Below are 26,617 nucleotides of genomic sequence, written 5' to 3'. Positions count from 1 at the left end.
CGGCGGCGACGAGATAAAGGAGTGAGGAAAGGTTTGCGTTCACGGTTCCGCCCTCAGCCCTTCTTCTTGAACATCTGCAGCATGCGGTTGGTCACCACGAAGCCGCCGAAGATGTTGACCGAGGCGAGCGTGACCGCCAGGAAGCCCATCACCGTGGCGAAGCCGAAGGTGGCGGGACCGGCGGCGATGATCGCGCCGACGACGATAATGCCCGAGATGGCGTTGGTGACCGCCATCAGCGGCGTGTGCAGCGCCGGCGTCACCCGCCAGACCACGTAATAGCCGACGAAGATCGCCAGCACGAAGACGGTCAGGCCAAGCACCAGCGGATCGACGCCACCATGGGCGGCGGCACCTTCCGCGGCGAGGCGGGCGATTTCGGTCTGCGCCTGACGCGCGGCGTCGAGGCTGGCATTGGCCGCCTCGAGATTGGCATCGGCGGCAGACTGAAGCTGGTCGAGCGCGCTCATCACTCGGCCTCCTTGAAGTTCGGATGCACCACGGCGCCGCCCTGGGTCAGCAGCGTGCCGGCGATGATCTCGTCGGCCGTGTCGACCTTCAGCGCCTTGGTTTCCTTGTCGACCATCAGCGTCACGAAGGTCAGCAGGTTCTTGGCGTAGAGCTGGGCGGCATTCACCGCCACCCGGGCCGGCACGTTCGGGAAGGCGACGATGCGCACGCCACCCGGGGTCTCGACCACCTCGCCATGGCGGGTGAGCGCACAATTGCCCCCGGTTTCCGACGCCAGATCGACGATCACCGAGCCCGGCTTCATCGAGGTCACCATCTCCTCGGTGATCAGCACCGGGGCGGGTTTGCCGGGGATCTGGGCGGTGGTGATGACCATGTCGTTTTTCTTCACATGATCAGCCAGCACCTGCGCCTGGCGGGCCTTGTAGGCGTCGCTCATCTCGCGGGCATAGCCGCCCTTGGTCTCGGCAGAGGCGGCCTCGTCATTGGGCACGTCGACGAAGCTCGCCCCCAGGCTTTCGACCTGTTCCTTCACCGCCGGACGCACGTCGAAGGCCGAGACGACACCGCCCAGGCGCCGCGCGGTCGCGATAGCCTGCAGGCCGGCGACGCCGGCGCCCAGCACCAGCACGCGGGCCGGCGGTACGGTGCCGGCTGCGGTCATCATCATCGGCATTGCGCGGCCGAACTCGGCAGCCGCGTCGATCACCGCCCGATAGCCCGCGAGGTTGCTCTGCGACGAGAGCACGTCCATCGACTGGGCGCGGGTGATGCGCGGCACCAGCTCCATGGCGAAGGCGGTCACCCCGGCCGCCGCCAGCCGCTTCACCAGATCACGATTGGTGTAGGGGCTCAGCATGGCGACCAGGGTCGCCCCCTCGGGCAGGGCCGCGGTCTCGGCCTCGTCGGGTGCCTGCACCTTCAGCACAAGGTCGGCCCCGGCCAGCGTCGCCGCGGCATCGGCGGCGATCTCGGCACCTGCTGCCTTGAACGCATCGTCGGTGATGGCGGCCCCCAGCCCGGCGCCCGCCTCCACCACGACCTCAAAGCCCAGGTCGCGATATTTTTTGACCGTTTCGGGGGTCGCCGCGACGCGCTTCTCGTGCGCGCGGGTCTCCCTCGGAACTGCGATCTTCATGGTCTCTCCGGCCCTCGTTCTGTCTCTGCGGCGCCCCGACGCCGCCGACGCTGCGGTGCAGCAATATTATGAGGCAGTTATTCTTGCCTCAGGTAACTTTGTTTGCCAAGTCCGCGATTTCGTGGAACGCCGTTCCATACGCCACTGCATCTGGCACCGCACATGCCGCAGTGCACCCACGGTCCGGCAAACCTGTCCAGACATCCACCGGCGGAGATGATCACCCGCCGGCTTCAGGGCCCCCCGGATCGGCGGGATGGTATCCCATGCCGGTCCCCTCCTTCCCTTATCACCCGGACGGGCGCGCGGTTCAACGGTGGATTCATGACGTTCGATGCAATCGCCGCAGCGAGGTTGCGGCCGATCGTCACGGAACCATCCTGCAGATCATCAACCATAACGCGCAGAACTGGACAAAAGGAAAGCCGGCCCCGGATGCAACCGGGGCCGGCCTCGGGTGGCCAGATCCCCGTCAGACGGAGAAATACTTCGCCTGCGGGTGCAGCAGCACGATGGCCGAGGTCGACTGTTCGGGATGCAGCTGATCCTCGTCGCCCATCTGGATGCCGATGCGATCGGCGCCCAGCAGCTCCAGCAGCACCCGCTGATCTGCAAGGTTCGGACAGGCCGGATAGCCGAAGCTGTAGCGGGAGCCGCGATAGCCCTGTTTCAGCATCCGGTCGATCTCGCGCGCATCCTCGGCCGCATAGCCAAGCTCGGCGCGGATCCGCTTGTGCACGTATTCCGCCATCGCCTCGGCGATCTCCACCCCCAGCCCGTGGAGGTAGAGATAATCCTGATAACGGTCGGCAGCGAACCAGTCGCGGGCGACGTCCGAGGCATTCTGGCCCACGGTCACCACCTGCAGGCCGATCACGTCGCGCACCGGATCCGAGATGTCGCGGACGAAATCGGCGACGCAGAGCCCGCCCTCGCGATCCTGCCGCGGCAGGCGGAAACGGGCCAGTTCGGTGGTGCCGTCGGTTTCGAACAGCACCAGATCATTGCCCTCGCCCGCCGCCTTCCAATAGCCGTAGGCCGCCTGCGGATCCAGGATCTTCTCCCTGGCGCAGGTCTTGAGCAGGGCTTCGAGCTTGGGCCACAGCTCCTGCTTCACATAAGCATCGAACTCGGCCGGCTTGCGGCCGGCGCGCTTATAGCCCCAGTGAAACTGGAACAGCATGGTCTCGTTCAGATAGGGCACCACCGATTTCAGCGGCACATGCTCGATCACCCGGGCGCCCCAGAAGGGCGGCTCCGGCACCTCGATCCCGCCATGCAGTTCCGAGCGGCGCACACGGACCTCGTCGAAATCGACCGGCCGGTCGAGCATCGCCTTGATGTCCTCGTCGCTCGACGCCCGCTTCTTCGGCCCCCGGATGCTCGACGGCCGGGCCTCGCGCTTGCGCTTCGCCTCGTCGAGCACCGCATCGAAACGGCCGTCGACCACTGCATTCATCAGGCTGAGCCCGTCGAAGGCATCGCGGGCATAGGCGACGCGGCCGGCGCCATAGGCGGCGACGCAGTCTTCCTCGACATATTTGCGGGTGAGCGCGGCACCGCCAAGCAGCACCGGCACGTCCAGCCCCTCGCGCGTCATCTCTTCCAGATTCTCGCGCATGATCACGGTCGATTTGACCAGCAGGCCGGACATGCCGACCACATCGGCCCGATGTTCGCGCGCCGCCTGGATGATCGAGGCCACCGGCTGCTTGATGCCGAGGTTGACCACCCGATAGCCGTTATTGGTCAGGATGATGTCGACCAGGTTCTTGCCGATGTCGTGGACATCGCCCTTGACGGTGGCGAGCACGATCGTCGCCTTCTGCTCGCCCTCCACCTTCTCCATATGCGGCTCCAGCCAGGCGACCGCCGCCTTCATGGTCTCGGCCGATTGCAGCACGAAGGGCAGCTGCATCTTGCCGGCGCCGAACAGCTCGCCCACCACCTTCATGCCGTCGAGCAGCACGGTGTTGATGATCTCGAGCGGCGGCATCTTCGCCATCGCCTCGTCCAGATCCGCGCCCAGCCCCTCGCGGTCGCCGTCGATGATCCGCAGCTTCAGGCGTTCTTCCACCGTCTCGGGCCGCACTTTCGTGGCCTGGCTCTCTGCCTTGCGGTCGGCGAACAGCGCCATGAACGAGATCAGCGGGTCATAACCCTCGGCACGACGGTCGAAGATCAAGTCTTCGGCGACCTTCACCTCGTCCTCGGCGATCTTGTGCAGCGGCATCAGCTTGGAAAGATGCACGATCGCCCCGCTCATCCCCGCCTTCAGCGCATAATCCAGGAAGACCGAATTCAGCACATGGCGCGCCGCGGCCTTCAGACCGAAGGAGATGTTCGACAGGCCGAGGATGATCTGACAGCGCGGGAAGCGCTCGCGGATCAGCCGGATGCCCTCAAGCGTCTCGATGCCGAGCTTGCGGTCGTCCTCGTTGCCGGTGGCGATGGTGAAGGTCAGCGGGTCGAACAGCAGATCCTCGGGCGCCAGACCGTATTCGTCGACCGCAAGCGCATAAAGCCGCTCGGCGATCGCGAGCTTGCGATCGGCGGTCTTGGCCATGCCCTCTTCATCGATGGTCAGCGCCACCATGGCGGCGCCGAACTTCTTCGCCAGCGCCAGCCGGGCGCGGGCCGGCTCTTCGCCGTCCTCGAAATTGATCGAGTTGATGATCGGCTTGCCGCCATAGAGCTTCAGCGTGGTCTCGATGACGTTGAGTTCGGTCGAATCGATCACCAGCGGTGCCGAGACGGAACCGCGCATGGCGGTGGTGAGCGCGGTCATGTCCGCGATCTCGTTACGACCGGTGAAGGCGGCGCAGAGATCGATCGCGTTCGATCCCTCTTTCACCTGCTCGCGCGCCATGCCGACGCAACCATCCCAGTTGCCGGCATCCTGCATCTCGCGAAATTTCTTCGAGCCGTTGGCGTTGCAGCGCTCGCCGATGGAGAAATAGGCATTTTCCTGGAAATAGGGCACGAAGCCGAACAGCGAGGCCGCCCCCGGCATCCAGTTGACCTCGCGCTTCACCGGCGCCGGGCGGTGCCGGGCGCCGCCGCGACGGCGCAGCATCTCGTCGATCGCGCGGATATGGTCGGGGCCGGTGCCGCAGCAGCCGCCGACGATGTCGATGCCGTCCTCGACGATGAACCGCTCCAGCCACTGGGCCAGTTCGCGCGCGCCCAGCGGATAATGGGTGCGGCCGTCGACCAATTCGGGCAGGCCGGCATTGGGCAGCACCGAAATCCGCCTGCGCCAGGTCTGCGACAGGTAGCGGACGTGTTCCTGCATTTCCTGCGGGCCGGTGGCGCAGTTCAGCCCCATGACGTCGACGTCGAGCGCATCGACGATCGCGGTCGCCGCCGCGATGTCGGTGCCAACCAGCAGCGTGCCGACGGTTTCCACCGTCACCTGAACCATGATCGGCAGGTCGACGCCCGCTTCCGCCCGGGCGATCTTGACCGCATTCACCGCCGCCTTGATCTGCAACGGGTCCTGGCAGGTTTCGATCAGGAAGGCATCGGCGCGGCCGGCGATCAGGCCGCGGGCCTGGATGGTGAGCGCCGCCTCCATCCGGTCGTAGTCGATATGGCCGAGCGAAGGCAGCCGCGTGCCCGGCCCGATCGAGCCGATCACGAAGCGCTCACGGCCGTCGCCCCTGAACCGCTCCGCCGCCTCATGCGCCAGCTCGCAGGCCTTCACGTTGATCTCGAAGGCCTGATCGGTGAGGTCGAACTCCCCCAGCGTGATCGGAGAGCCGCCGAAAGTGTTGGTCTCCACCGCATCCGCGCCTGCCTCGAAATAGGCGGTATGGATGTCGCGGATGATGTCGGGGCGGGAGAGGTTGAGGATTTCGGAGCAGTTCTCCTTGCCCCAATAGTCGCCGTCGACGCTGAGATCACGCGCCTGAAGCTGGCTGCCCATGCCGCCATCGAGCAGCAGGACGTTGGAGCCGAGAAAGTCGAGAAGCCGTGACATCTTGCCTCGATCGCGCTGTTCGGGGGCCAGGATAACGTGGTGAGGGCTGCGGTCAGCCGGCCGCGCGGGCGGCGGCCACTTCCGCCCGCGGGCGGATGCCGAGCAGGTGGCAGGCGCTGATGGTCAGCTCCGCCTTGTTCAGGGTGTAGAAATGCAGATCCGCGCAGCCTTCGGCCGCCAGCACCCGCGCCTGTTCGGCGAGCAGCATGGCCGAGACCGCCTGATGGGTGGCTTCGTCGGCATCGGCGCCATCATAGAGCCGTTCCATCCAGTCCGGAATGCCGGCACCGCAGGCGGCCGAGAACCGCTTGATCTGCTGGAAGCCCAGCACCGGCATCAGCCCGGGCAGGATGGGTCTGGTGATGCCGGCCGCCGCCGCGCGGTCGCGGAAGCGCAGGAACACCGCCGGGTCGAAGAAATACTGGGTGATGGCGCGGGTGGCGCCGGCATCCAGCTTGGCCTTCAGATTGTCGAGATCGGCCCCGGCGCTTTGTGCCTGGGGATGAACCTCGGGATAGGCCGCCACGCTGATCTCGAACCGGCCGAGATCGGCCAGGGCGCGCACAAGATCCACCGCGAAGGGGAAGCCGTCCGGATGCGGAACATAGGGCCCGGCCCCCTGGGGCGGGTCACCGCGCAGCGCCACCACATGATCGATGCCGTCGGCGATGTAGCCCTCGGCCACCGCCATGACGTCCGCGCGTGAGGCATCCACGCAGGTCAGATGAGCAGCGGCGGCAAGGCCGTAGTCCCGGCGCATGCGCAGCACCGTGTCACGCGTCTTGTCGCGGGTGGACCCGCCGGCGCCATAGGTCACCGACACGAAGTCGGGCGCATAGGCGGCAAGCCGCGCGACAGTCTCCCACAGCCGCGCCTCCGCCTGGGCGCCGCGGGGCGGGAAGAACTCCAGGCTGATCTTCAGCCCGGGCACCGGCGCGGGCGCGTCCCAGAGCGCCCGGGGGGTCAGGACCCGCCCGTCGGTGGTCACCGTCATCACGTCGTCTCCCTGTTCTTATGGCCGGTCCTGCGGTCCGCCGCAGCCCGACGAAGGGTTTCGTCCTCCCCGGACCCCGCCGCGCCACCCGTCCGGCGCGCGGGCCACAACACCACCGTCAGCGGCTCCCCCGGCAGCCGGATCGGCGTTTCCGCCTCCAGTCCGGCCGCGGCAAGCCAGCCATCGACCTCGTCGTCGGAAAATCCCAGCCGGCGATGCGCGTGATCACGCCGCAGATCCTCGAGCGTATGGGCAGCGAAATCCACCACCACCATCATGCCGCCCGGGCGCAGCACCCGTGCCGCTTCGGCCAGCGCATGGCCGGGATCGTCCAGATAGTGCAGCACCTGGTGGATCACCACCGCATCGAAGGCCGCATCGGTCACCGGCAGCTGGTTCAGATCGCCCAGCCGCACCTGGCAATGATCGAGCCCGGACGAGGCCAGCTGTTCGCGCGCCACCGCCAGCATCTCGCGTGAGCGGTCGATCCCCAGCCCGAAATCGACCAGCGGCCCCAGCAGGTCGAGAATCCGGCCGGTACCGGTGCCGATATCGAGCAGGCTGCGCGGCCCGGCCGTGCGGATCAACCCGGACAACGCCGCCTCGACCTGTGCCTCGGGCACGTGCAGGGCGCGGATGCGGCGCCATTCTGCGGCATTGGCGCGGAAATAGGCCTCGGCCTGGCGGGCGCGGTCTTCCTTCACCCGCCGCAGCCGGCCAAGATCGACCGCCAGCGCCGGATCGTCCAGCGGCAGCAGTTCCACCAGGCGCCGTGCCAGACCTGCGGCAGCGCCTTCGCGCGCCAGCCGATAGAACACCCAGGCCCCCTCGGGAATCCGGTCGAGCAAGCCGGCCTCGCACATCAGTTTCAGATGGCGGGAGACACGCGGCTGACTCTGGCCCAGGATCTGGGTCAGCTCGGTGACGGTCAGCTCGCCGGCCGACAGCAGGGCGAGCAGGCGCAGCCGGGTCGGTTCGGCCGCGGCCTTCAGCCCGTCCAGCAGCGTGTCCATGGCTGCCACGGTCGCCGTCTCATGCGGCCCGTCGACGGCCGGAAGACTTCCCATCCCCTGATGCTCCTCAGCGGGTCATGACATAAACATATCTTTATATCTTAAATCGACCTGTGGCAAGCCGGCAGCGCATAGCCGGCGCAAGCCCCCCGAAGCACGGGGGCTGCGGGCTTTTCCGTGGCCTGCGGCAGTGTCCTGTGATAGGTGAACCTGTCGCACGTCGTCTTTCCATGTGATAGTTCGGGGTGCGGGTCGGATCGGGGCCGCGAATACGGAGGACGGACGCATATGGCCGCAGTCGCAAGCCGGGCGGAGTGCCAGACCATGACCATCCAGTCCCCGGAAGCGGACGGCCCCCGGCCCCGGCGTCTGGCGGCACGTCTTGGCGGTGCTGTTGCGGCCCTGGCGATGCTGGGAGCCTGTGCCACCGCCGGAAACGACGTGCCGATGTCGGCCGTACCCAATCAGCCGGCCGAGCTGTCGGATCCGATCGAGCCCGTGAACCGGGCGATCTTTGCAGCCAACACCTTCGTCGACGGCCTGCTGATCCGTCCGGCGGCGATGTTCTATCGCCAGATGATCCCGCCGGCGATCCAGACCGTGATCGGCAACTTCCTCGTCAACCTGTCGCTGCCGCTGGTTTTCGTCAACGACGTGGCCCAGGGTGAGCCGGAACGCGCGGCGGAAACCGCCGGCCGCTTCATGATCAACAGCATCGCCGGTGTCGGCGGCCTGATCGATGTGGCGACCGATGCCGGCATGCCGCCCGCGCATGATGAGGATTTCGACCAGACCTTCGCGGTCTGGGGCATCGGCCCCGGCCCCTATATCGTGCTGCCGATCCTGGGGCCGGCGACGCTGCGGCACACCTTTGGCCGCGCGGCCGATTCCTTCGGCGACCCGGTCAATTACGCCATCGACGATCAGGGCACCACGATCGGGATCGCCGTCGCCAACGGCATCGTCGCGCGTGAACGTGCGATCGAGCCGCTCGACGACCTGCAGCGCAATTCGGTCGATTTCTACGCCGCCGTGCGCAGCGCCTACTGGCAGCGCCGGCTGGCCGAAATCTCCAACGGCAAGGTCGGCACCGGTCAGGGCAATGACGACGTCTTCCGTCTGGACCTCGACGCGGACTGAGTCATGGCCCATATGATGGCGGTACGTCCGTCGGGCAGCGCAGCACCCGGCGTGCAGCCCACCATCACCAGGCACACCACCAGGAGAGTCATCGCGATGACCATCCGTCTTCGCGGAATCGCGGTTGCCGTGGCACTCGGCGCAGCGCTGCCGGTTCTGCCAGTCTTCGGACCCGCCACCTCGTCCGTGGCGATGGCCGCCATCTCGCCCCAGGCTGCGGCCAGCTCGATCGAGGATTTCGGCAACAAGGCGATCTCGGCCCTGTCCGAACCCGGCCTCGATCGTGAGACCCGGACCGAGCGGTTCCGCAAGCTGTTCCATGAAGGCTTCGATTTCGACTGGATCTCGCGCTTCGTGCTGGGCCGCCACTGGCGGACCGCGAGCGAGCCCCAGCGCGACGCCTTCCGCGACGCCTTCGACGCCTATGTCGTCGCCACCTATTCCAGCCGCTTCGCCGACTACATCGCCGATACCTATTCGAAGCAGCTGGCGGCATCGGGCGAGGGCAAGGCCTTCAAGACCACCAATGTTCGCGCCGACAGCAATGACGACCGGATGGTCGTGATTTCCGGCCAGATCTGGCGCCCGGACGGGCCGCCGGTGCCGCTGGATTTCCGCGTCCGCGTGGACGGCAGCAGCCCGCAGATCATCGATATCGCGATCGAGGGCGTGAGCATGGCCATCACCCAGCGCTCCGAGTTCTCGTCGGTGATCGAGCGCTCGGGCATGGATGGGCTGATCGGCGAGCTGAAGCGCCGTACCGAACAGGTCACCGCCTCGGCCCGGTAAGCCCGGCTCTGCACACCCGTCACTGAAAGCCGGTGGCCTCTCCAGAGGGGCCGCCGGTTTTTCATGTCAGCTGCCCTCGACCGCCTGCATCACGGCCAGGACGCAGGTCACCGGATCGACGCGCTCATTCCCGAAATAGACACTGCCCTGCTGACGCAGGAAGCCTTTGGTCGTCAGCACCTTGCCGATGTCGTTGTAAGCGTTCTGCCACGAGGGATTGTGGCAGGCCGTCTTCAACGCTTCGGTGTCCAGGTCGAAAGCAATGGCATGCACGGTGCGCCTCGGCTGTCCGGTGTTGTGGCCGACACCCGCAGTCACACCTGATGCACTGAGGTCGGACGTGGCGCTGATCATGGCATGCCTCGCGTCATACGTTATCTTCCGCCTTCTTTCCATCGCCTGAAACGATATCGCCCCCATCCCTGCAAGAGATGGGGGCGATGATGTCGCTGTGACAGGTCTCCGCAGATGCGAAGATCCGTCGCCTCAACCGCGGGTCAGCGGCTTGTACCTGATCTGGTGCGGCTCGACCGCGGCATCGCCCAGGCGGCGGCGCTTGTCGGCCTCGTAGGCTTCGAAATTGCCCTCGAACCATTCGACATGGCTGTCGCCCTCGAAGGCCAGGATGTGGGTGGCGATGCGGTCCAGGAACCAGCGGTCATGGCTGATCACGATCGCCGAGCCGCCGAAATCGAGCAGCGCGTCTTCCAGCGCGCGCAGGGTATCGACGTCGAGGTCGTTGGTCGGCTCGTCGAGCAGGATCAGGTTGCCGCCCGACTTCAGCGTCTTGGCCAGATGCACGCGGTTGCGCTCACCGCCCGAGAGCTGGCCGACCTTCTTCTGCTGGTCAGACCCCTTGAAGTTGAAGGCGCCGCAATAGGCGCGGCTCTTCACGGTGCGCTTGCCGAGCACGATGTCTTCATGCCCGTCGGAAATCTCTTCCCAGACCGTCTTGTTGGCGGCCAGCGCGTCGCGGCTCTGGTCGACATAGGCGAGCTTCACGGTCTCACCCACCCGGAAGCTGCCGGAATCCGGGGTCTCGTGGCCGGTGATCATCTTGAACAGGGTCGATTTGCCGGCGCCGTTCGGGCCGATCACGCCGACGATGGCACCCGGCGGGATGCGGAAGTTCAGGTCGTCGATCAGCAGCCGGTCGCCGAAGCCCTTCGAGACATGCTCCGCCTCGACCACCACATTGCCCAGACGGGGCCCGGCCGGAATCACGATCTGGGCGACCTCGCCCACCCGCTCGCGGTCCTGCTCCAGCAGGCGCTCATAGGCGGCCAGACGCGCCTTGGACTTGGTCCGCCGGGCCGACGGCGAGGAGCGCACCCATTCCAGTTCCTGCTTGAGGGTCTTCTGGCGGGAGCTTTCCTCCTTCTCTTCCTGCTCGAGCCGCTTGGCCTTGTGGTCGAGCCAGGCAGTGTAGTTGCCCTCGAACGGCAGCGCCCGGCCGCGATCCAGTTCCAGGATCCAGCCCGCGACATTGTCCAGGAAGTAGCGGTCATGGGTGACGGCCACGACGGTGCCCGGATAGTCGTGCAGGAAGCGCTCCAGCCAGGCCACCGACTCGGCGTCGAGATGGTTGGTCGGCTCGTCGAGCAGCAGCATGTCGGGCTTGGAGAGCAGCAGCTGGCAGAGCGCCACGCGGCGGCGCTCACCACCCGACAGCTTGGTCACGTCGGCATCGGCCGGCGGGCAGCGCAACGCATCCATGGCGATGTCGACCGTGCGGTCGATTTCCCAGCCATTGACCGCGTCGATCTTCTCCTGCAGCTCGGCCTGCTCGTTGATCAGCGCGTCCATCTCGTCCGGGTCCTCGACCTCGGCGAACTTCGCGCTGACCGCCTCGAAACGGTCGAGCAGATCCTTCACCGGCCGCACGCCGTCCATGACGTTCTCGAGCGCGGTCTTGGACGGATCGAGCTGCGGCTCCTGCGACAGATAGCCGACCTTCAGCCCCTCGGCCGCCCAGGCCTCACCGGTATAGTCGGTGTCCATGCCGGCCATGATCTTGAGCAGCGTCGACTTACCGGCACCGTTCACGCCCAGCACGCCGATCTTGGCGCCGGGCAGGAAGGCCAGCGTCACATCCTTGACGACCTGACGGCCGCCCGGATAGGTCTTGTTCAGACCACGCATGGTATAGACGTACTGGTAGGAAGCCATATGCCACCCCGTGAGGCCCTGGCGGAGGCGATCTCCGCGGGCGCTTGAAGAGAAATGGTGCCGGGCAGCGCTCGCCCGTGTCGGCCCCGCCCGTGTCGGCCCCGGTTGTACCCCATCAGGGCCGGTCGCTTCAATGTTCTGGGGCCGGGGGCGCCCCTGTCAGCTGCGCATGGCCGAGAGCTTCTTCACCTGATAGGCCCGGACCGTCCGCCGGTCGGGCTCCGGCGCCGCAAGCGGCTCCGCCCGCCGCAATTCGCCGGCCAGCGCCCGGCGGCGGAGGTCGTCATAGCTGAGCGCGCCCTCGCGGATCCAGCCGATCTCGGCCTCGCCCACTTCGCGCAGCGGCTTTGCCGGCACGCCCGCGACCATGGTCCGCGGCGGTACCTTCATGCCGGTCTTCACGAAGGACATGGCGGCGACGACCGAGAAATCGCCGATCTCGGCATCATCCATCACCACCGCATTCATGCCGACCAGCGCGAGCTGGCCCAGCCGGCAGCCATGGAGCACCGCGCCATGGCCGGCCGCCGCCATCTCGCCCACCACGACCTCGCCGCCCGGATAGGTATGGGCGACGACATTGTCCTGAAGATTGGCGCCCCGCAGCACGGTGATCCGGCCGCTGTCGCCGCGCAGCGATGCCCCCGGGCCGACATAGGCCTCGGGGCCGATGATCACGTCGCCGATCAGCACCGCGGTCTCGTGCACGAAGGCGGTGGGATCGATCACCGGCACCACGTCGTCATAGGCATAGATGAAAGCCATCGGGAGCGTCTCCTCGTCTCGACCGGCGCCCGCTCGTTGGGGGAGGTGGCAGCGCCTTTGCTTTCCGGTTTATAGCGCGTTTCGCAGGGCTGCGGGGTCAAATCCGTCCAATACGCCACGGCTTTCCACGGGTTAGGATGACCTCTCCCCCCTTCCCCAACGGTGATGTCCGGACGTGGCCCGATACGACCCCGACAACCATGCCGTCTTCAGCCTGGACCGCCAGATCGCCGGGCTCGGCCTGCTGACCGCCGCCTTCGGCACGCTGGTCTTCGCGCCCCATGTCCACGAGGAAATGGTCATCGCCGTCACCCAGGCCGGGGCGGGGCGCTGCGTCACCCGCGGCACCGCCTCGGTCGGCACGCCGCAGACGGTGATGGTGTTCAATCCCGGGGAACCGCATCAGGGCGGCGTGACGGGCGACGCGCCCTGGTGCTATCGCAGCTTCTATCTGGGCCCCGATCTGCTGACCACCCTGGGTGACGAGACCTTCGGCCGCCGCATCACCCTGCCCTGGTTCCGCGAGGCGGTGGTGAACGACCCTGATCTGGCCCGGTCGATGCTTGCGGCCCATCGGGCGATCGACGGCGGCGCCGGGCGGCTCATGCGCGAAACCCTGCTGCTGGAGGCCCTGGCCCTGCTGTTCCGGCGCCATGGCGCCCCGGCGCCCCACCTGCCGGTCCCCGGGCGGGAAGGCAGGCCGGTGCAGCGGGTGGCGGCGGCGCTCCGCGACGACCCCGCCGCCGACTGGTCGGTGGCGACGCTCGCCGCCCTGGCCGGCATGAGCCCGTTCCATTTCTGCCGCGCCTTCCGCAAGGAAACCGGCCTTGCCCCCCATGCCTTCCTGACCCAGGCCCGGCTGGATCTCGCCCGCCGGCATCTTGCGGCGGGCATGGCACCGGCCGAGGTCGCGGCCGCGACCGGGTTCTGCGATCAGAGCCATCTGACCCGCCAGTTCAAGCGCTGCTACGGCATCACGCCGGGGCTTTGGGCGGCGGCGGTCGCGGGCGCAAGATCCGCCAATACAGAGGCCCGCTGACCGGCCAGTCTGGCAGGACATCATGATCAGGGAGCCTGCCGCCATGACCAGACCCGTCGTTCTCGTCTCGGGCGCCACCTCCGGCATCGGCCGGGCCACGGCGCTGGCCTTTGCCCGTCAGGGCGCCCGGCTGATGCTGGGCGGGCGGGATGCGGCACGCGGCGAGGCCGTGGTGGCCGCCTGCCGGGCCGAAGGCGCCGAGGCCACTTTCCTCGCCGGCGACCTTGCCGAGGCCGGCACCGCCACCGCCCTGGTCGATGCCGCGATCGCATGCTGGGGGCGGCTCGACATCGCCTTCAACAATGCCGGCTGGCAGGAACCGCAGGGGTCGCTGGTCGATCGCGATCTCGCCGTGCTCGACCGGGTGTTCGCGATCAACCTGCGATCGGTCGCCGAGGCGATGCAGGCCCAGATCCGGGTCATGCGCCAAAGAGACGGCGGCCGGGCGGGCGGGGGGGTCATCGTCAACGACGCCTCGGTCAGCGGCGTGCGCAACCCCTATCCGGGCTTTGCGATCTATGCCGCCTCCAAGGCGGCGCTGCTCTCGCTCACCCGTTCGCTTGCCATCGAGCACGCGCCCCGGGGCATCCGGATCAACGCCGTCTCCCCCGGGCGGATCGAGACGCCGATGATGGCAGGCGCCGGGGTCGCCGATTACGCGACCATCGCCGCCACCCTGCCCGCCCGGCGCATGGGCCGGCCCGAAGACGTGGCCGCTGCCGTGCTCTGGCTTGCATCGGATGCCGCTGGCTTCGTGATCGGCCAGAACCTCTGCGTCGATGGCGGCTTTCTGGCCGGGTGATCAGATGCCTTCCAAGGCCTGCGTGATCGCCGCCCGGGCGGGGGCCTGGATCTCGTCGGTTTCCATCAGGATCTCGTGCAGCGCCCCCGGCACCACCACCAGCCGGGCGCGGGGCAGCCGCGCCACCAGCCTGGACTGCGCGACCGGGTCGACCACCATATCGGCGCCGCCCTGCAAGAGGGTGACCGGAACATCCAGCCCTGCGCCCGCACGGATCACCGCCCGCTCCAGATCGCGGATCGAATCGAAGGCCGCCGCCAGCCAGCCCCAGCTGCTGCCGCCCAGATGCAGGGCGGGATCGGCCGCCAGCAGCGCCTGTTCCCGCGCCCAGCGCGCCGGATCATGGGTCAGCCGGTTGCCGGCGAAACCGCCGCCGCTGGCCCGCCCCGGCCCCTGGCCGGGGGCATAGGTCATGCCGCGGCCGCGGGCGCGCATCAGCCGCGCCAGCGGCGGCACCAGCCGCCGGGCCGGCAGCGGCATGCGGATGTCGATCATCGGCGCCGACAGGATAATGGCCGCCGGCCGTGCCACGGCCGGCACCCGTTCCAGCACCCAGCGCATGCCCAGATGGCCGCCCATGGAATGGCCCAGCATCACCAGCGGCCGCGGCAGGCCGGCAAGCGGCCCCGCCGCCAGCGCATCCAGATCGTCCAGGCAGTCGTCGAACCGGTTCAGATGCCCCATGGCCCGATCAGGGGCAAGCCGGCCGGACCGGCCCTGTCCGCGCCAGTCGGGGGCGAAGACCGCCCAGCCCGCCGCCCGCAACCATCCGGCCAGCTCGGCATATTTCTCGACGAATTCACCGCGCCCCTGAAGCAGCAGCACCGTGCCGCGCGGCGGCATCCCGGGGGCCGGATGCCAGATCAGATAGCGGATCACCATGCCGTCCGGCCGGTCGAGCAGATCGGCCTGATCTGCCTCGGGCCCCTGGGGCGCGGGGGGCACCGTCACCGAGGCGAGCGCGGCCCGGGCGGCCGCAACGGCGTCGAAATCCATCGGAACCTTCAGCCTCCCAGCGAGCTGCGCATCACCCAGGTCATCGCATCAATATGCTTGAGGGCCGATTTCAACCGCGACCGGCGGCGGGAGTCCAGCGCCGTGACGTCGACCAGGGTGTCCGGGACCTTGCCTTCGCGCAGGCGCGCGACCTGCGCTTCCAAGAGCAGCGCCATCACCAGGGCGTGGGACCGGTCCAGCTGCTCGGCATCGGCAGGGTTCAGCAGGCCGGCCTGGGCCAGCGCCTTTACCCGGGCCGCGGTACCGGTGGCGGCGATGCCGTGGCGCAGCGCCAGCGCCCGGGCGGTCAGCGTCAGCGGCAGCAGCCCGTGGCGCTTCAGGTCCAGCCGGCCCTTACCGTCGGTGCGCAGATCACCGAACAGGCCGATGGGCGCGTGCATGCGGTCCAGATCGCGGATCATCGCCTGCAGGAAATGCGGTGCATGGGCGGCCTGGGCAAGGGCATAGCCATGCAGCTCTTCGGCAAGCGCCAGATCGCCCGCGACCGGCGCCATGTCGAAAAAGATGTCGGCGTTGAGCATGTTGTCACCGTCAGGATCGCCGATCCAGGCCCGCACCCGGCCACGCCAGCCCTCCAGCCCATGGCGCCAGGCAGGCCTGGAGGCCATCACCCCGCCCTGGCAGAAGGGGATGCCGGCATCGGCGAGCAGCCGGCACATGCGCTGGCCGAACGCCCCGAACCAGCCGTCATCGGCATCGCGCCCGGCATGGACGATGGCATTGTCCTGGTCGGGCACCAGCAGGGTCTCGCCCCGGCCGGCCGATCCCAGCACCAGCACGGCATAGGGGGCGGGGGCGGCACCCTGCCCCTCGGCCACCATGGCCGCTTCGGCGAGGGCGGCGGCGCGCTGGGTCAGGTCGCGCGTGACGGCGGAAATCACCGAGGCAATGGCCCGCGCATCGACCGCCTGATCCAGCAGGCTGGCGGCCAGCGGCCCCAGATCTGCCCGGACCAGGGCCAGCCCCTTTGCATCTTCCGCCGCCTCCACCCGGTCGCCCATGGCCAGCGCATCGCCGGCGCGGAGCCTGAGCAGGGCGCGGCGGGTGATCATGCCGGTGGCCCGGCCGGCCGCGTCGACCACAACCAGATGCCGGATCTCGAAGCGGCGCATGCGGCCGATCGCCACATAAACGAAGGCGTCGTCGTCGACGGTGCGCACCGGCCGGCTCATCAGCGCCGCCGCAGGCAGAACCGCCGCTTCGGCACCCTCGCGGGCCAGGGCACGAACGACGTCACGCTCCGTCAGGATACCGGTGGGGCGGCCATCCTCGTCCCGCTCGACCAGAGCCGAAATGCCCGCCCGCGCCATGGCTCGGGCAGCGTCCTGAACCGTCATACCCGGCTCTGCCGTCACCAGCGGTCGCGAGGCGACCTCCCCCGCCCGATGGCGATAGGGATAACTGTCCAGCCGGAACAGGGCTTCGGCTTCGGAAGGCTCCATCGGGACGGGCTCCCCTCTGGGATCATGAGGCTGCTGCGATCATGCGCCCCCCGATCATTCCATGCCACGCCGCCGATCGCCAGCCCGCGCGACCTACCAGCCCGCGCGACGCTGCGCCGCAGCCACGGCCCCCGCAGCATCGGCAAAGCGCCGGGCCGCCCCCAGATCATGCACCCCGATCTCGACCAGGCGCGGGATCATGGCCGCGAACACCCGAGCGGTGAGCAGGGCATCGCCCAGGGCCGTGTGCCGGCCCGATACGGCGATGCCGTAGCGGTGGGCGATGGCCTCCAGATCCAGTTCCGGCCGGTCGGGGTCGAGCCGTGCCGCCAGGCGCAGCGTGTCCAGTGCCGGCCCGCCCGGCTCCAGCCAGTCGGGTACCGCGCGGCCCGCCCTGGCCGCTTCGGCACGCAGCACGGCCAGGTCGAAGCCGATATTATGCCCCACCACCACCCGACCGGCCGCCAGGGCCGTCAGCCGTTCCACCGCCACCACCGGCGGCGGCGCACCCTGCAGCATCGCCCGGTCGATGCCGTGAACGCGGGTCGCGGCCGCAGGCACCGGTCCGCCCGGATCGACCAGCATGTCCAGGACATCGGCCAGGAACAGCCGCCCGCCCACCATGCACACCGCGCCCGCCGAGACCATCCGGTCGGTGGTCACCTCAAGGCCCGTGGTCTCGAGATCCAGCGACAGCACCGGCAGCCGGTCGAGCGGCGTGGCATCACAGGCCGGCGGCAGATCGGGAGCAAGATCGTGGAGCGCCAGCGCCATCGGCAGCTCGGCGGCCGGCAGGACCGGCATGCCGGCCGCCGGTGGATCGGCAAAGATCAGCCAGCCCGCCGTCGCCGCCGGGGCGGGCAGCTGTACGGCCGTCAGGTCCAGCAGCCGGCCATCGACATGATGAACGCCGGCCCGCCGCATGCCGCCGCCGGCGGCCGCCAGCAGCGGGGCCAGGCTTTCCCGCGCCAGCGCCGCATAGACCGAGGTTCCGGGCATCACCGCCCCGATCAGCGCCGCCATCGCCGGGTTGACCAGGGTGACCAGGCCGGTCGCCCCCACCCCCATCAGCGGAACCGGCAGGGCCGCGACCAGGGCGGCAAGCCGGGCATCGCCGCGGCCGCCGGCGGCCCGCGCGGTTTCGGCAAGCGCCCGCGCCAGCGCCACCAGCCGCCCGTCGGCGCCCGGCAGATCCCCGGCCGCAAAGGCCGGGAGCGGCAGATCGGGATCGGTCGCCGCCCGCAGCGCCTGGGCCAGATCGCCCCGCAGCCGCCGGCCAGCCCGGGCGGCCGAGCGGATGATCCAGAGGCCGAGCCCCAACCCCGAGGCGCCGGCGAACAGGGCAAGCCCCAGCGGCAGGGTCGCGGCCCCCGCCGCAAGCCCCGCCCACCCCGCACCGGCCAGCCCGCCCGCCGCCAGCAGCCCGGCGGCGATCAGCGCCGGCCGGTTCTCGTCACGCGCCAGCCCGTCACGCGGCAGCACGTTACGCGGCAGCACGGGCACCGGCAGCCAGATCGGCGGCGAGTGCGGGCCAGTCGAAGCGCAGATCGGCCCTGGCGAGCGCCCCCACGGCGTGGAAGCACACCCCGTTCACGATCATCTCCCGCTCGTGGTCGCGCAGGCTGGGATGGATGGGCAGGCAGTCGAACACCCGGCCGCCGCCCTGGGCGAAAATCCGGGCCGGGGGTTGCGGATCTGCGGCCCGGCCAAGCGCCAGGCGCGCCGCAAGCGCCGCCACCTCGGCAGCGAAGCCGTCTGGCCGGTCGGTGAAATGCGGGGCGGCCGCCAGGGCGGCCGCGAAGTCTTCGACCAGCGCCCTCTCGATGGCGGCCGGATCCCCGGCATGGAGCCGCAGCCGGTCGCGGATCGCCACCGCCATATCGGCCCGCACGGCGGCAAAGGCTTCCCAGCGCGACCGTTCAAGCAGGACCTGAAATCCCGCTTCGCGAAACAGGCTGTGCCGCAGGGGGCCTGCCTTGATCTCGCAGTAACCGATGGTCATGCGCTGCGCAATATAGGCAGACTGCGCTTCGACGAAGCGGTCGAGGGCAGCCCGGTCGCGATCGCGCGGCGTCTCGCGCAGAAGGCGCATCATTCTCCGGAGCATCGGTGGGGGCAACCTCCTCCCTCGGGAAACATTCTGTCGCATTTTACAGAAGAAGCCGCTGCGATCAGCGGATCGTCATCTTGGTTGTTGACAAGATTACCAGTTTGGCCCGGAAATCTATAGAAGATCGTCACCCGCCCCTGGGTTGATCCGACGGGTGACCGCCGGCCCGGCCGGCCAAGGCTGCATGAAAGCGGCCATGTGGAGCTTATGGGGGGAGACATGTCTGAAAATCGCAGCCTGACGCCGCAGAAGGCGCAGGAGTACTGGCAGAGAACCAAGGGCCTGATGTGGACGGTGCTCGCGATCTGGTTCCTGTCGGGATTCGTGATCCACGCCTTCGCACCGGAACTGAACCAGATCCGGATCCTGGGCTTCCCGCTCGGCTTTTACATGGCCGCACAGGGCTCGCTGATCATCTTCGTCTGGCTGATCTTCTGGTATGTCGCGCGCCAGAACCGGATCGACGACGAATTCGGCGTGTCCGAAGACTGAAGGGGCACGGGCCATGAAAGGCGATTTCACCCAGAATCTGGGCAAGGTCTACGGCATCTACACCGGCGGCTTCGTCGGCTTCACCATTCTGCTCGCCATCCTGGAACAGATGGGCGTGCCCGACCGGATCATCGGCTACGCCTTCGTCGCGGTGACGATCGGCGTCTATGCGATGATCGGCATCCTGAGCCGCACGGTCCAGGTCTCGGAATATTATGTCGCCGGCCGGCGGGTGCCCGCCCTCTATAACGGCATGGCCACCGCCGCCGACTGGATGAGCGCCGCTTCGTTCATCGGCATGGCCGGCACGCTCTATGCTTCCGGCTACAACGGGCTCGCCTATGTGCTGGGCTGGACAGGCGGATACGTGCTGGTGGCGGTGCTTCTTGCACCGTATCTGCGCAAATTCGGCCAGTTCACCGTGCCCGACTTTCTCGGCACCCGCTATGACGGTCACGCGCCACGGCTGATCGGCATCGCCGTGCTGATGATGTGTTCCTTCACCTATGTCGTGGCCCAGGTGACCGGCGCCGGCATCATCGCCTCGCGCTTTCTGGCGATCCCGTTCGAGATCGGCATCTTCGTCGGCCTCGTCGGCATTCTGGTCTGCTCGATGCTGGGCGGCATGCGTGCCGTCACCTGGACCCAGGTTGCGCAGTACATCATTCTGATCATCGCCTATCTGATCCCGATCATCCTGATGTCGGCGCAGCTGACCGGCGTGCCGGTGCCGCAGATCATGTACGGCTATGCGCTGCAGGAAATCGAGCAGATCGAGCCGACGCTCGGCGTTGCGGTCGGCCATGTCACCGCCTTCGCCCGCGACGGCGACATGCTGAACTTCTTCAGCCTGGTGCTGTGCCTGATGGTCGGCACCGCCGCCCTGCCCCATGTGCTGATGCGCTTCTTCACCACGCCCAGCGTGCGCGAGGCGCGGTCTTCCGTGGGCTGGAGCCTGCTGTTCATCTTCCTGCTCTATTTCAGCGCGCCCGCCTATGCCGCCTTCGCCAAGCTGGAGGTCTATACCAACGTCATCGGCCAGCCCATCGCCAGCCTGCCCGACTGGGTGCGGATCTGGTCGGATATCGGTCTGCTCGCCATCCGCGACGCCAATGGCGACGGGCTGCTTCAGCTTGCCGAATTCACCATCAACAATGACGCGATCGTGCTGGCGACCCCGGAAATCGCCGGCCTCCCCTATGTGATCGCCGGTCTGGTCTCGGCCGGCGGCCTTGCCGCGGCGCTCTCCACCGCCGACGGTCTGCTGCTCGCCATCGCCAACGCCCTCAGCCACGACATCTACTACAAGATGATCGACCCCAAGGCGAGCGCCGCCCGCCGGCTGATCGTGGCCCGGGTGCTGCTGATCGTGGTTGCGATGCTTGCGGCCTATGTCGCCTCGTTCCGCCCTGCCGGCATTCTTGCCATGGTCGCCTGGGCCTTCTCCATCGCCGCGTCGGGGCTGTTCCCCGCCCTCGTGATGGGGGTGTGGTGGAAACGTACGACCAAGGCTGGCGCCTGTGCCGGCATGCTGGCCGGCCTCGGAGCCTGCCTGTTCTATCTGGCCGGCACCCAGTGGTATGGCATGGAGCTGTGGTTCGGCGTGCGGAACGTCTCGGCCGGTCTGTTCGGCATCCCTGCCGGCTTCCTGGTCACCTGGGCGGTCAGCCTGATGACCCGGGAACCGTCGAAGGACATGCAGGATTTCATCGAGTTCGTGCGGGTGCCGAGCGCCCGCCTGGCCGAGAACAATCCTTATGCCCAGGGCCTGAAGAACTGACCGATCGCCCGTCAAGCCAGCGCGGCGCCGGAGGGAGTAACCTTCCGGCGCCGCCGTCGTTGAGAGACCGCACCACCCCATGCAGTTCGATCCGTTCTTCTGGACCTACTGGACCTACAACCTGCCCAATTACGTGCTGTCGCTGCTGATCTACACCCTGATCGGGCGCGCCCTGCTCTCGGCCTTCATCCGGCCGGGGGACCCCAACTACATCTGGCGCTTCTTCTGCCGGATCACCGATCCGGTGCTGCGGCTGACGGCGCCGCTGACCCCGCGTTTCGTTCTGCCGGGGCTGCGGCCGCTGGTGGCGGCGGGTTATCTCTGGATCCTGCGAATCATTTTCTGGCTGGTGATGTACAATCTGGGCCTGGCGCCGCGCCTGAACGCCCCCGCGTGATATCCACACGGCATTCCGATGAAATTTCGCCTGAAGATCGCGCGGACGGGGCCTCTTCGCGCAGAAGGTCATGACATGCCCTCGTATCGGGGGATGACAGGCCGGGGCCCCGCGGGCTAGGATAAACGCACCAATTTTGCCACTGGCGTCGCCGTGACGGGGCCCCCATCTTCGGTAACAGGTGCAGGTCGTCTGCCGTATCGGCCCCTGCTCCCGTGTTCTCCCGTCGCGTGCTCTTCCTCCGTCACGTGGTCCTGCCGTCCGGCACCTCTGCCCGTCGCCGTTCCACAACGCGCCGTCTCCGCAACGCACCGTCGGCCCGTCCCCCAAGGAGCCGGCCTCAGCCCGTCGTTCTCAGATGCAGACAGATCTCATCGAACAAGCCGCGGCGGTGTCCGTCCGCCGCGCCTGTGCCTTTTCGCTGTTCGCCATCTGGGTCATCATGATGGCGCTGGTCTATGACCCCATGATGAGTCTCAGATCCCGCTCCAATTTATGATCTACAGACTTCCACTGACGTCTGTAAGTCATTGAAAAGAGGAGCTTCGGCTCCTTTTTTCATTCCAGCGAAAGCCACGAAAGTCCACTGACAGCCACCATTTTTGAGGCCAAAAACAAGGCCAAAGAATGCGGGTCGTGCCGGTTCCGGGTTGTTGCTGGGGTTGGATCGGGATGACAAGCAGCATCGGGCCTAAGTCCAAGACTTAGGAGCTTGATGATGACACTCTCTGATCTGACCGTGCGGCAAGCCAAGGCCGCCGAGAAAACCTACAGCATCCCCGACACCGATGGCCTCGGCCTGGTGGTCGCCCGCACCGGCGGCAAGTCGTGGCATTTGCGCTATTACTGGCTCGGCAAGCAAAAGCGCATCTCCCTGGGGAACTACCCCGAGATCGGTTTGCGCGAAGCGCGCACCTTGCGCGACGAAGCCCGGGCGCTTCTGGCAAAGGGCGTCAACCCCCATACCGATCGGAAACAGAAGCGACACGCGGTCAAGCTTGCGGCCGACTACACCTTCAAGGCCGTCTTCGATGCGTGGGTCGAGCATCGCCGCAAGGAAATCAAGGAGGGCAGGAACAGCACGCTGTCGCAAATCCTGCGGATCTTCAACAAGGACGTGCTGCCTAGCCTCAAGCAGATGTCGATCTACGACATTCGCCGGCCCCAACTCCTGGGCGTCCTGGCGAGGATCGAGGAGCGCAAGGCGTTCACCACTGCCGAGAAGGTCCGCACCTGGCTGGGGCAGTTGTTCCGCTATGCCCTCGTCATCGTGGAGGGGCTGGAAGCCAATCCGGCCTCCGACCTGGACGTGGTGGCCGAGCCCAAGCCCCCGGTGAACCACAACCCCTACCTGCATCTTCCGGAGCTTCCCGAGTTCCTGCACAAGCTCAGGCTCTACAACCCTCGTGGTTGGCAGACCCAACTCGGCATCCGGCTGCTGTTCCTGACCGGCGTGCGTACCGGCGAGCTGCGGCTGGCGACCCCGGACCAGTTCGATCTCGACCGTGGCCTGTGGATCATCCCGCCGCAGATCGTCAAGCAACTCCAAGACGAGATGCGCAAGGCCGGCAAGCGCCCGCAGGACGTTCCGCCCTACATCGTGCCGTTGTCCGTGCAGGCCATCGAGATCGTGCGCTACCTGTTGGGTGTGATGAGGCCGGCCCAGGTCCATCTGCTCACGCACCGCAGCGAACTCAAGAAGCGCATCAGCGAGAACACCCTCAACGCGGCCTTGAAACGAATGGGCTACGAGGATCAACTGACCGGTCACGGCATCCGCGGAACCATCTCGACGGCGCTCAACGAGATCGGCTATCCCAAGATTTGGGTGGACGCGCAGCTTTCGCACTCGGACCCGAACAAGGTGAGTTCGGCCTACAACCACGCCAAGTATGTTGAGCCGCGCCGCCGGATGATGCAGGACTGGGCGGATCGTCTCGATCTGCTCGAACAGGGCCAAGTGGAAGCGGCCAGCGCGCACCTCACGATCCATATCGAGGGCGTGCCGGCCATGGCAGAGGAGGACAAGCCCAACACCATCGTCGCTGCTGCTTCTGCGGCATCCGTTCCGCCTGTGGTGGCCGAACCCATCGTCGTGACGCCAAACGACGGGGGAATCACATTCCAGCGACTGTCGCAGGTACCACCGCCCCCGACGCATGCGCCAGAGCCGGAGGTGTCTGTCATCCAGCGCGAGCGCGAGGAAATGCTGGTCATCTACGAATCGCCGAGCAGTCTGCCGGTCCCGCTGTTCGGCAAGTTGGCCGGGAAGTCCAAGGACCAGATCAACCGCGAGCTGAAGGCGGGCAAGCTGCTGTCCATCAGCTTGGGCAACCGCGGGCAACGCGTGCCCGACTGGCAGCTGGTACCCCTCAAGCACAAGCTGGCACAGGTGCTCATGAACCAGTGCCCGCATGCGGATCCGTGGGACCTGTACCGGATGCTGACCCGCCCACATCCGGACCTGGGTGATCGCGCAGCCATCGACATCGTGACACCAGGAAATTTGGGCATGGTCGTGCGGGTCATCGCGGGCACCCAGCAGCAGCCAAACAGGCCCGGACCTGACTCGTCTGTGCAAGGTATTCCAGAGGAGACTCGCCAGCGCATTCAACGGTTGCTAAATGATGCGGCAATGCTCGAAAGTGCCTGACGCTGTTGGCGCGCATCCAGAACTGACCCACTTTCGGCGGTGATGCGCGGGTAAAACTGACCCACCTGAAGCCCACATCCTGAGCATCTTTTGCTCGGGGGATTTCAGGAGTGATCACCATGGTCATGTTGGCCAAGATCCGGCGGATGCATTTCCGCGATGGCCTGCCGCTGCGCGAGATCGCCAAGCGCACGGGCCTATCCCGCAATACCATCCGGCGATGGCTGCGCAGCGGCCAGTCCGAGCCGGTCTATCCCAGGCGAGCCTCGCCCTCCCGGCTCGATCCCTACCGGTCCCAGTTGGAGACGTGGCTGCGTGCCGACAGCCATCGTCCCCGGCGGGAACAACGCACCGCCAAGGTGCTGTTCTCGCAGTTGCAGGCGATCGGCTATCCGGGCACCTACACCCGGGTGACGGCCTTCATCCGCCAGTGGAAGGCGGCCGGCGGCGCCAGCCGCCGCCCGGCCTTCGTGCCGTTGCACTTTCCTCCGGGTGAAGCCTTCCAGTTCGACTGGAGCCGCGAGTACGCCTTCGTCGGCAGCCACGCCAAGATGCCGCTGGATCTCGCCCACGTGAAGCTGGCCTGCAGCCGCGCCTTCTGGTTGGTGGCCTATCCCACCCAGAGCCACGAGATGCTGTTCGATGCTCATACCCAGGCGTTTACCGCCTTCGGTGGCGTGCCGCGCCGCGGCATCTACGACAACATGAAGACGGCGGTGGACGGGATCGGCCAGCACCGGGAACGGCGGGTCAACGCCCGCTTCCACGCCATGACCAGCCACTACCTGTTCGCCGCGGAGTTCTGCAACCGCGCCGCGGGTTGGGAGAAGGGGCGGGTCGAGAAGAACGTGCAGGACCGGCGCCGACAGATCTGGATCGAGGCCGGGGCCCGCCACTGGCCAGATCTGGACACCCTCAATGCCTGGCTCGCCAGCGAGTGCCGCGCCGCTTGGCCGATGCAGGCGCATCCGGATGCCTCCGACATCACCGTGGCCGAAGCTCTGGAGGACGAACAGCCCCACCTGATGCCGATGCCCGCGCCCTTCGACGGCTACATCGAGCGGCCGGTGCGGGTCAGTTCGACCGCGCTGGTCAGCTTCCAGCGCAACCGCTACAGCGTGCCGTGCGAACACGCCCACGCCGTCGCCAGCCTGCGCGTGTATCCCTTCGAACTGGCCGTGGTGGTCGGCGAGGCCGAGGTCGCCCGCCACCGGCGCAGCTTCGAGCGTGATCGGGTCCACTACGACTGGCAGCACTACATCGCCCTGGTCCAGCGCAAGCCGGGGGCACTGCGTGACGGCGCGCCGTTCCTGTCCATGCCCGATCCGCTGCGCAAGCTGCAGCAGGTGTTGCTGCGCCAGCCTCACGGCGACCGCGCCATGGCCCAGGTGCTGGCCGCCGTACCCGTGCACGGGCTCGAAGCGGTACTGGTGGCGGTGGAACTGGCACTCGAGTCCGGCCTGGTGCGCGCCGACCACGTGCTCAACGTGCTGGGGCGATTGCAGCATCCGGACCGCACGATCGAGACGGTCGCCTCGCGAGTGACGCTGCGTCATCCGCCGGTGTCCGATCCGGCCCGCTACGACGCCCTGCGGGAGGCAGATCATGTCGACGCCTGACCTGCCGCTGCGCATGCAGCAGCTCAAGCTGCACGGCATGGCCAGCCAGTGGCCCGAACTGCTGGCCAAGATGCGCCTGCACACCATGGAGCCCGAACACTGGATGGCCGAACTGCTGCAGGCCGAGTCCGCCGAACGGCAGGTTCGTGCCCAGGCCAACCAGATGAAGGCCGCACGTTTCCCCGTCCATCGTGACCTGCTCGGGTTCGACTTCGCGGCCAGTCCCGTTGATCGCGCACTGGTCGAACGACTCCACCAGGGTGACTTCATCCACACCCCCGAGAACGTCGTCCTTGTCGGTGGACCGGGCACCGGCAAGACCCACCTGGCCACCGCCATCGGCATCCAGGCCGTGCGCCAGCATCGCCTGCGCGTGCGCTTCTTCTCCACCATCGAACTGGTCAATGCGCTGGAGAAGGAACAGGCCCAGGGCAAGGCCGGGCAGATCGCCCTGCGCCTGACCTATGCCGACCTGGTCATCCTCGATGAACTGGGCTACCTGCCGTTCACCCCCTCAGGCGGCGCGCTGCTGTTCCACCTGATCAGCAAGCTCTACGAGCGCACCAGCCTCGCCATCACCACCAACTTGGCCTTCTCCGAATGGGGTCAGGTGTTCGGCGACGCCAAGATGACCACCGCGCTGCTGGATCGCATCACCCACCACTGCCACATCCTGGAGACCGGCAACGACTCCTGGCGGCTGCGCAACAGCACCGCCGCCAACAAGACCAAAGCCAGAATCAGGGCAAAGGAGGCCACCACCCAGACCACCAACTGATACCCTCAGCCCCGTACACCGGGTGGG

The 26,617-nt window shown here is 67.5% G+C and carries 23 protein-coding genes; 11 read left to right on the top strand and 12 right to left on the bottom strand.

Annotated elements, in window-relative coordinates:
- Window positions 1-53 precede the first annotated feature (53 nt).
- The 5 genes from TMO_RS04185 to TMO_RS04165 form a co-directional block, all read right to left on the bottom strand.
- The gene (locus tag TMO_RS04185; RefSeq protein ID WP_041604822.1) at window positions 54-470 is read right to left on the bottom strand and encodes an NAD(P) transhydrogenase subunit alpha; all 417 of its coding nucleotides are present in this window, start codon (window positions 468-470) and stop codon (window positions 54-56) included.
- Window positions 470-1,609, bottom strand: a complete 1,140-nt coding sequence (locus tag TMO_RS04180; RefSeq protein ID WP_014744345.1) for a Re/Si-specific NAD(P)(+) transhydrogenase subunit alpha — start codon at window positions 1,607-1,609, stop codon at window positions 470-472. Before TMO_RS04180 ends, TMO_RS04185 begins: the two co-directional genes overlap by 1 nt.
- Before the next feature lie 472 nt (window positions 1,610-2,081).
- Window positions 2,082-5,591 carry a methionine synthase gene (gene metH, locus TMO_RS04175; protein ID WP_014744344.1) on the bottom strand — a complete coding sequence of 1,170 codons (3,510 nt, stop codon included), beginning with the start codon at window positions 5,589-5,591 and terminating at the stop codon, window positions 2,082-2,084.
- Between the two features lie 52 nt (window positions 5,592-5,643).
- On the bottom strand, window positions 5,644-6,585 hold the full coding sequence (gene metF / locus TMO_RS04170) for a methylenetetrahydrofolate reductase [NAD(P)H] (RefSeq protein ID WP_041604821.1): 942 nt from the start codon (window positions 6,583-6,585) through the stop codon (window positions 5,644-5,646).
- Window positions 6,585-7,652: an ArsR/SmtB family transcription factor gene (locus tag TMO_RS04165; protein ID WP_014744342.1), complete on the bottom strand. Its 1,068-nt coding sequence runs from the start codon at window positions 7,650-7,652 to the stop codon at window positions 6,585-6,587. The genes metF and TMO_RS04165 overlap by 1 nt, the downstream gene beginning before the upstream one ends.
- 270 nt (window positions 7,653-7,922) lie before the next feature.
- Here TMO_RS04165 and TMO_RS04160 point away from each other — a divergent pair, with 270 nt between their 5' ends.
- Together TMO_RS04160 and TMO_RS04155 are read left to right on the top strand one after the other, a co-directional pair.
- Window positions 7,923-8,738 (top strand): VacJ family lipoprotein, encoded by an 816-nt coding sequence (locus TMO_RS04160; RefSeq protein ID WP_187297809.1) that lies wholly within the window; start codon window positions 7,923-7,925, stop codon window positions 8,736-8,738.
- A gap of 96 nt (window positions 8,739-8,834) precedes the next feature.
- Window positions 8,835-9,527, top strand: a complete 693-nt coding sequence (locus TMO_RS04155; RefSeq protein WP_014744340.1) for a phospholipid-binding protein MlaC — start codon at window positions 8,835-8,837, stop codon at window positions 9,525-9,527.
- Window positions 9,528-9,593: 66 nt separating this feature from the next.
- Here the strand turns inward: TMO_RS04155 and TMO_RS29035 are convergent, their stop codons facing one another.
- The 3 genes from TMO_RS29035 to TMO_RS04140 all read right to left on the bottom strand — a co-directional run bounded on the left by TMO_RS29035 (window position 9,594) and on the right by TMO_RS04140 (window position 12,461).
- Window positions 9,594-9,881, bottom strand: coding sequence for a hypothetical protein (locus TMO_RS29035; protein WP_051045301.1), 288 nt, complete (start codon window positions 9,879-9,881; stop codon window positions 9,594-9,596).
- A 132-nt stretch (window positions 9,882-10,013) separates the two neighbouring features.
- Window positions 10,014-11,696 carry an energy-dependent translational throttle protein EttA gene (gene ettA / locus TMO_RS04145; RefSeq protein ID WP_014744338.1) on the bottom strand — a complete coding sequence of 561 codons (1,683 nt, stop codon included), beginning with the start codon at window positions 11,694-11,696 and terminating at the stop codon, window positions 10,014-10,016.
- A 159-nt stretch (window positions 11,697-11,855) separates the two neighbouring features.
- A complete protein-coding gene (locus TMO_RS04140; protein ID WP_014744337.1) occupies window positions 11,856-12,461 on the bottom strand; it encodes a gamma carbonic anhydrase family protein in 606 nt (201 codons plus the stop codon).
- Between the two features lie 175 nt (window positions 12,462-12,636).
- Between TMO_RS04140 and TMO_RS04135 the strand changes: the two genes are divergently transcribed.
- Window positions 12,637-13,500: an AraC family transcriptional regulator gene (locus TMO_RS04135; RefSeq protein ID WP_014744336.1), complete on the top strand. Its 864-nt coding sequence runs from the start codon at window positions 12,637-12,639 to the stop codon at window positions 13,498-13,500.
- Between the two features lie 43 nt (window positions 13,501-13,543).
- A complete protein-coding gene (locus TMO_RS04130; protein ID WP_145978059.1) occupies window positions 13,544-14,302 on the top strand; it encodes an SDR family NAD(P)-dependent oxidoreductase in 759 nt (252 codons plus the stop codon).
- On the opposite strand, the gene TMO_RS04125 is transcribed toward TMO_RS04130, so the two are convergent.
- The 4 genes from TMO_RS04125 to TMO_RS04110 all read right to left on the bottom strand — a co-directional run bounded on the left by TMO_RS04125 (window position 14,303) and on the right by TMO_RS04110 (window position 18,856).
- Window positions 14,303-15,298 (bottom strand): alpha/beta fold hydrolase, encoded by a 996-nt coding sequence (locus TMO_RS04125; protein ID WP_014744334.1) that lies wholly within the window; start codon window positions 15,296-15,298, stop codon window positions 14,303-14,305.
- Between the two features lie 8 nt (window positions 15,299-15,306).
- A complete protein-coding gene (locus TMO_RS04120) occupies window positions 15,307-16,761 on the bottom strand; it encodes a DUF294 nucleotidyltransferase-like domain-containing protein (protein WP_014744333.1) in 1,455 nt (484 codons plus the stop codon).
- Window positions 16,762-16,854: 93 nt separating this feature from the next.
- Window positions 16,855-18,264: a 3'-5' exonuclease gene (locus TMO_RS04115; protein WP_014744332.1), complete on the bottom strand. Its 1,410-nt coding sequence runs from the start codon at window positions 18,262-18,264 to the stop codon at window positions 16,855-16,857.
- A complete protein-coding gene (locus TMO_RS04110; protein ID WP_041604820.1) occupies window positions 18,245-18,856 on the bottom strand; it encodes a hypothetical protein in 612 nt (203 codons plus the stop codon). Before TMO_RS04110 ends, TMO_RS04115 begins: the two co-directional genes overlap by 20 nt.
- A gap of 234 nt (window positions 18,857-19,090) precedes the next feature.
- Between TMO_RS04110 and TMO_RS04105 the strand changes: the two genes are divergently transcribed.
- The 7 genes from TMO_RS04105 (at window position 19,091) to istB (ending at window position 26,590) form a co-directional block, all read left to right on the top strand.
- Window positions 19,091-19,363, top strand: coding sequence for a DUF4212 domain-containing protein (locus TMO_RS04105; RefSeq protein ID WP_041604819.1), 273 nt, complete (start codon window positions 19,091-19,093; stop codon window positions 19,361-19,363).
- A gap of 13 nt (window positions 19,364-19,376) precedes the next feature.
- Window positions 19,377-21,143: a sodium:solute symporter family protein gene (locus TMO_RS04100; RefSeq protein ID WP_014744329.1), complete on the top strand. Its 1,767-nt coding sequence runs from the start codon at window positions 19,377-19,379 to the stop codon at window positions 21,141-21,143.
- Window positions 21,144-21,222: 79 nt separating this feature from the next.
- The gene (locus TMO_RS04095) at window positions 21,223-21,540 is read left to right on the top strand and encodes a YggT family protein (protein ID WP_014744328.1); all 318 of its coding nucleotides are present in this window, start codon (window positions 21,223-21,225) and stop codon (window positions 21,538-21,540) included.
- Between the two features lie 358 nt (window positions 21,541-21,898).
- A complete protein-coding gene (locus TMO_RS31535) occupies window positions 21,899-22,039 on the top strand; it encodes a hypothetical protein (RefSeq protein ID WP_014744327.1) in 141 nt (46 codons plus the stop codon).
- A gap of 219 nt (window positions 22,040-22,258) precedes the next feature.
- Window positions 22,259-24,193, top strand: a complete 1,935-nt coding sequence (locus tag TMO_RS04090; RefSeq protein ID WP_003097548.1) for a tyrosine-type recombinase/integrase — start codon at window positions 22,259-22,261, stop codon at window positions 24,191-24,193.
- A 119-nt stretch (window positions 24,194-24,312) separates the two neighbouring features.
- A complete protein-coding gene (istA, locus tag TMO_RS04085; RefSeq protein WP_003097546.1) occupies window positions 24,313-25,812 on the top strand; it encodes an IS21-like element ISPa36 family transposase in 1,500 nt (499 codons plus the stop codon).
- Window positions 25,799-26,590 carry an IS21-like element ISPa36 family helper ATPase IstB gene (istB, locus tag TMO_RS04080; protein WP_003097544.1) on the top strand — a complete coding sequence of 264 codons (792 nt, stop codon included), beginning with the start codon at window positions 25,799-25,801 and terminating at the stop codon, window positions 26,588-26,590. The genes istA and istB overlap by 14 nt, the downstream gene beginning before the upstream one ends.
- Window positions 26,591-26,617: the final 27 nt, after the last annotated feature.

Source organism: Tistrella mobilis KA081020-065, assembly GCF_000264455.2.
GTDB classification, from domain to species: Bacteria; Pseudomonadota; Alphaproteobacteria; order Tistrellales; family Tistrellaceae; genus Tistrella; species Tistrella mobilis.
This window is presented reverse-complemented; position numbering and strand designations above follow the sequence as displayed.

Bases quoted from the DNA above. Each gene is read 5' to 3' on its own strand.
- TMO_RS04185 (WP_041604822.1), bottom strand. From the start codon at position 470: ATGAGCGCGCTCGACCAGCTTCAGTCTGCCGCCGATGCCAATCTCGAG.
- TMO_RS04180 (WP_014744345.1), bottom strand. From the start codon at position 1,609: ATGAAGATCGCAGTTCCGAGGGAGACCCGCGCGCACGAGAAGCGCGTC.
- metH (WP_014744344.1), bottom strand. From the start codon at position 5,591: ATGTCACGGCTTCTCGACTTTCTCGGCTCCAACGTCCTGCTGCTCGAT.
- metF (WP_041604821.1), bottom strand. From the start codon at position 6,585: ATGACGGTGACCACCGACGGGCGGGTCCTGACCCCCCGGGCGCTCTGG.
- TMO_RS04165 (WP_014744342.1), bottom strand. From the start codon at position 7,652: ATGGGAAGTCTTCCGGCCGTCGACGGGCCGCATGAGACGGCGACCGTG.
- TMO_RS04160 (WP_187297809.1), top strand. From the start codon at position 7,923: ATGACCATCCAGTCCCCGGAAGCGGACGGCCCCCGGCCCCGGCGTCTG.
- TMO_RS04155 (WP_014744340.1), top strand. From the start codon at position 8,835: ATGACCATCCGTCTTCGCGGAATCGCGGTTGCCGTGGCACTCGGCGCA.
- TMO_RS29035 (WP_051045301.1), bottom strand. From the start codon at position 9,881: ATGATCAGCGCCACGTCCGACCTCAGTGCATCAGGTGTGACTGCGGGT.
- ettA (WP_014744338.1), bottom strand. From the start codon at position 11,696: ATGGCTTCCTACCAGTACGTCTATACCATGCGTGGTCTGAACAAGACC.
- TMO_RS04140 (WP_014744337.1), bottom strand. From the start codon at position 12,461: ATGGCTTTCATCTATGCCTATGACGACGTGGTGCCGGTGATCGATCCC.
- TMO_RS04130 (WP_145978059.1), top strand. From the start codon at position 13,544: ATGACCAGACCCGTCGTTCTCGTCTCGGGCGCCACCTCCGGCATCGGC.
- TMO_RS04125 (WP_014744334.1), bottom strand. From the start codon at position 15,298: ATGGATTTCGACGCCGTTGCGGCCGCCCGGGCCGCGCTCGCCTCGGTG.
- TMO_RS04120 (WP_014744333.1), bottom strand. From the start codon at position 16,761: ATGGAGCCTTCCGAAGCCGAAGCCCTGTTCCGGCTGGACAGTTATCCC.
- TMO_RS04110 (WP_041604820.1), bottom strand. From the start codon at position 18,856: ATGATGCGCCTTCTGCGCGAGACGCCGCGCGATCGCGACCGGGCTGCC.
- TMO_RS04105 (WP_041604819.1), top strand. From the start codon at position 19,091: ATGTCTGAAAATCGCAGCCTGACGCCGCAGAAGGCGCAGGAGTACTGG.
- TMO_RS04100 (WP_014744329.1), top strand. From the start codon at position 19,377: ATGAAAGGCGATTTCACCCAGAATCTGGGCAAGGTCTACGGCATCTAC.
- TMO_RS04095 (WP_014744328.1), top strand. From the start codon at position 21,223: ATGCAGTTCGATCCGTTCTTCTGGACCTACTGGACCTACAACCTGCCC.
- TMO_RS31535 (WP_014744327.1), top strand. From the start codon at position 21,899: ATGCAGACAGATCTCATCGAACAAGCCGCGGCGGTGTCCGTCCGCCGC.
- TMO_RS04090 (WP_003097548.1), top strand. From the start codon at position 22,259: ATGACACTCTCTGATCTGACCGTGCGGCAAGCCAAGGCCGCCGAGAAA.
- istA (WP_003097546.1), top strand. From the start codon at position 24,313: ATGGTCATGTTGGCCAAGATCCGGCGGATGCATTTCCGCGATGGCCTG.
- istB (WP_003097544.1), top strand. From the start codon at position 25,799: ATGTCGACGCCTGACCTGCCGCTGCGCATGCAGCAGCTCAAGCTGCAC.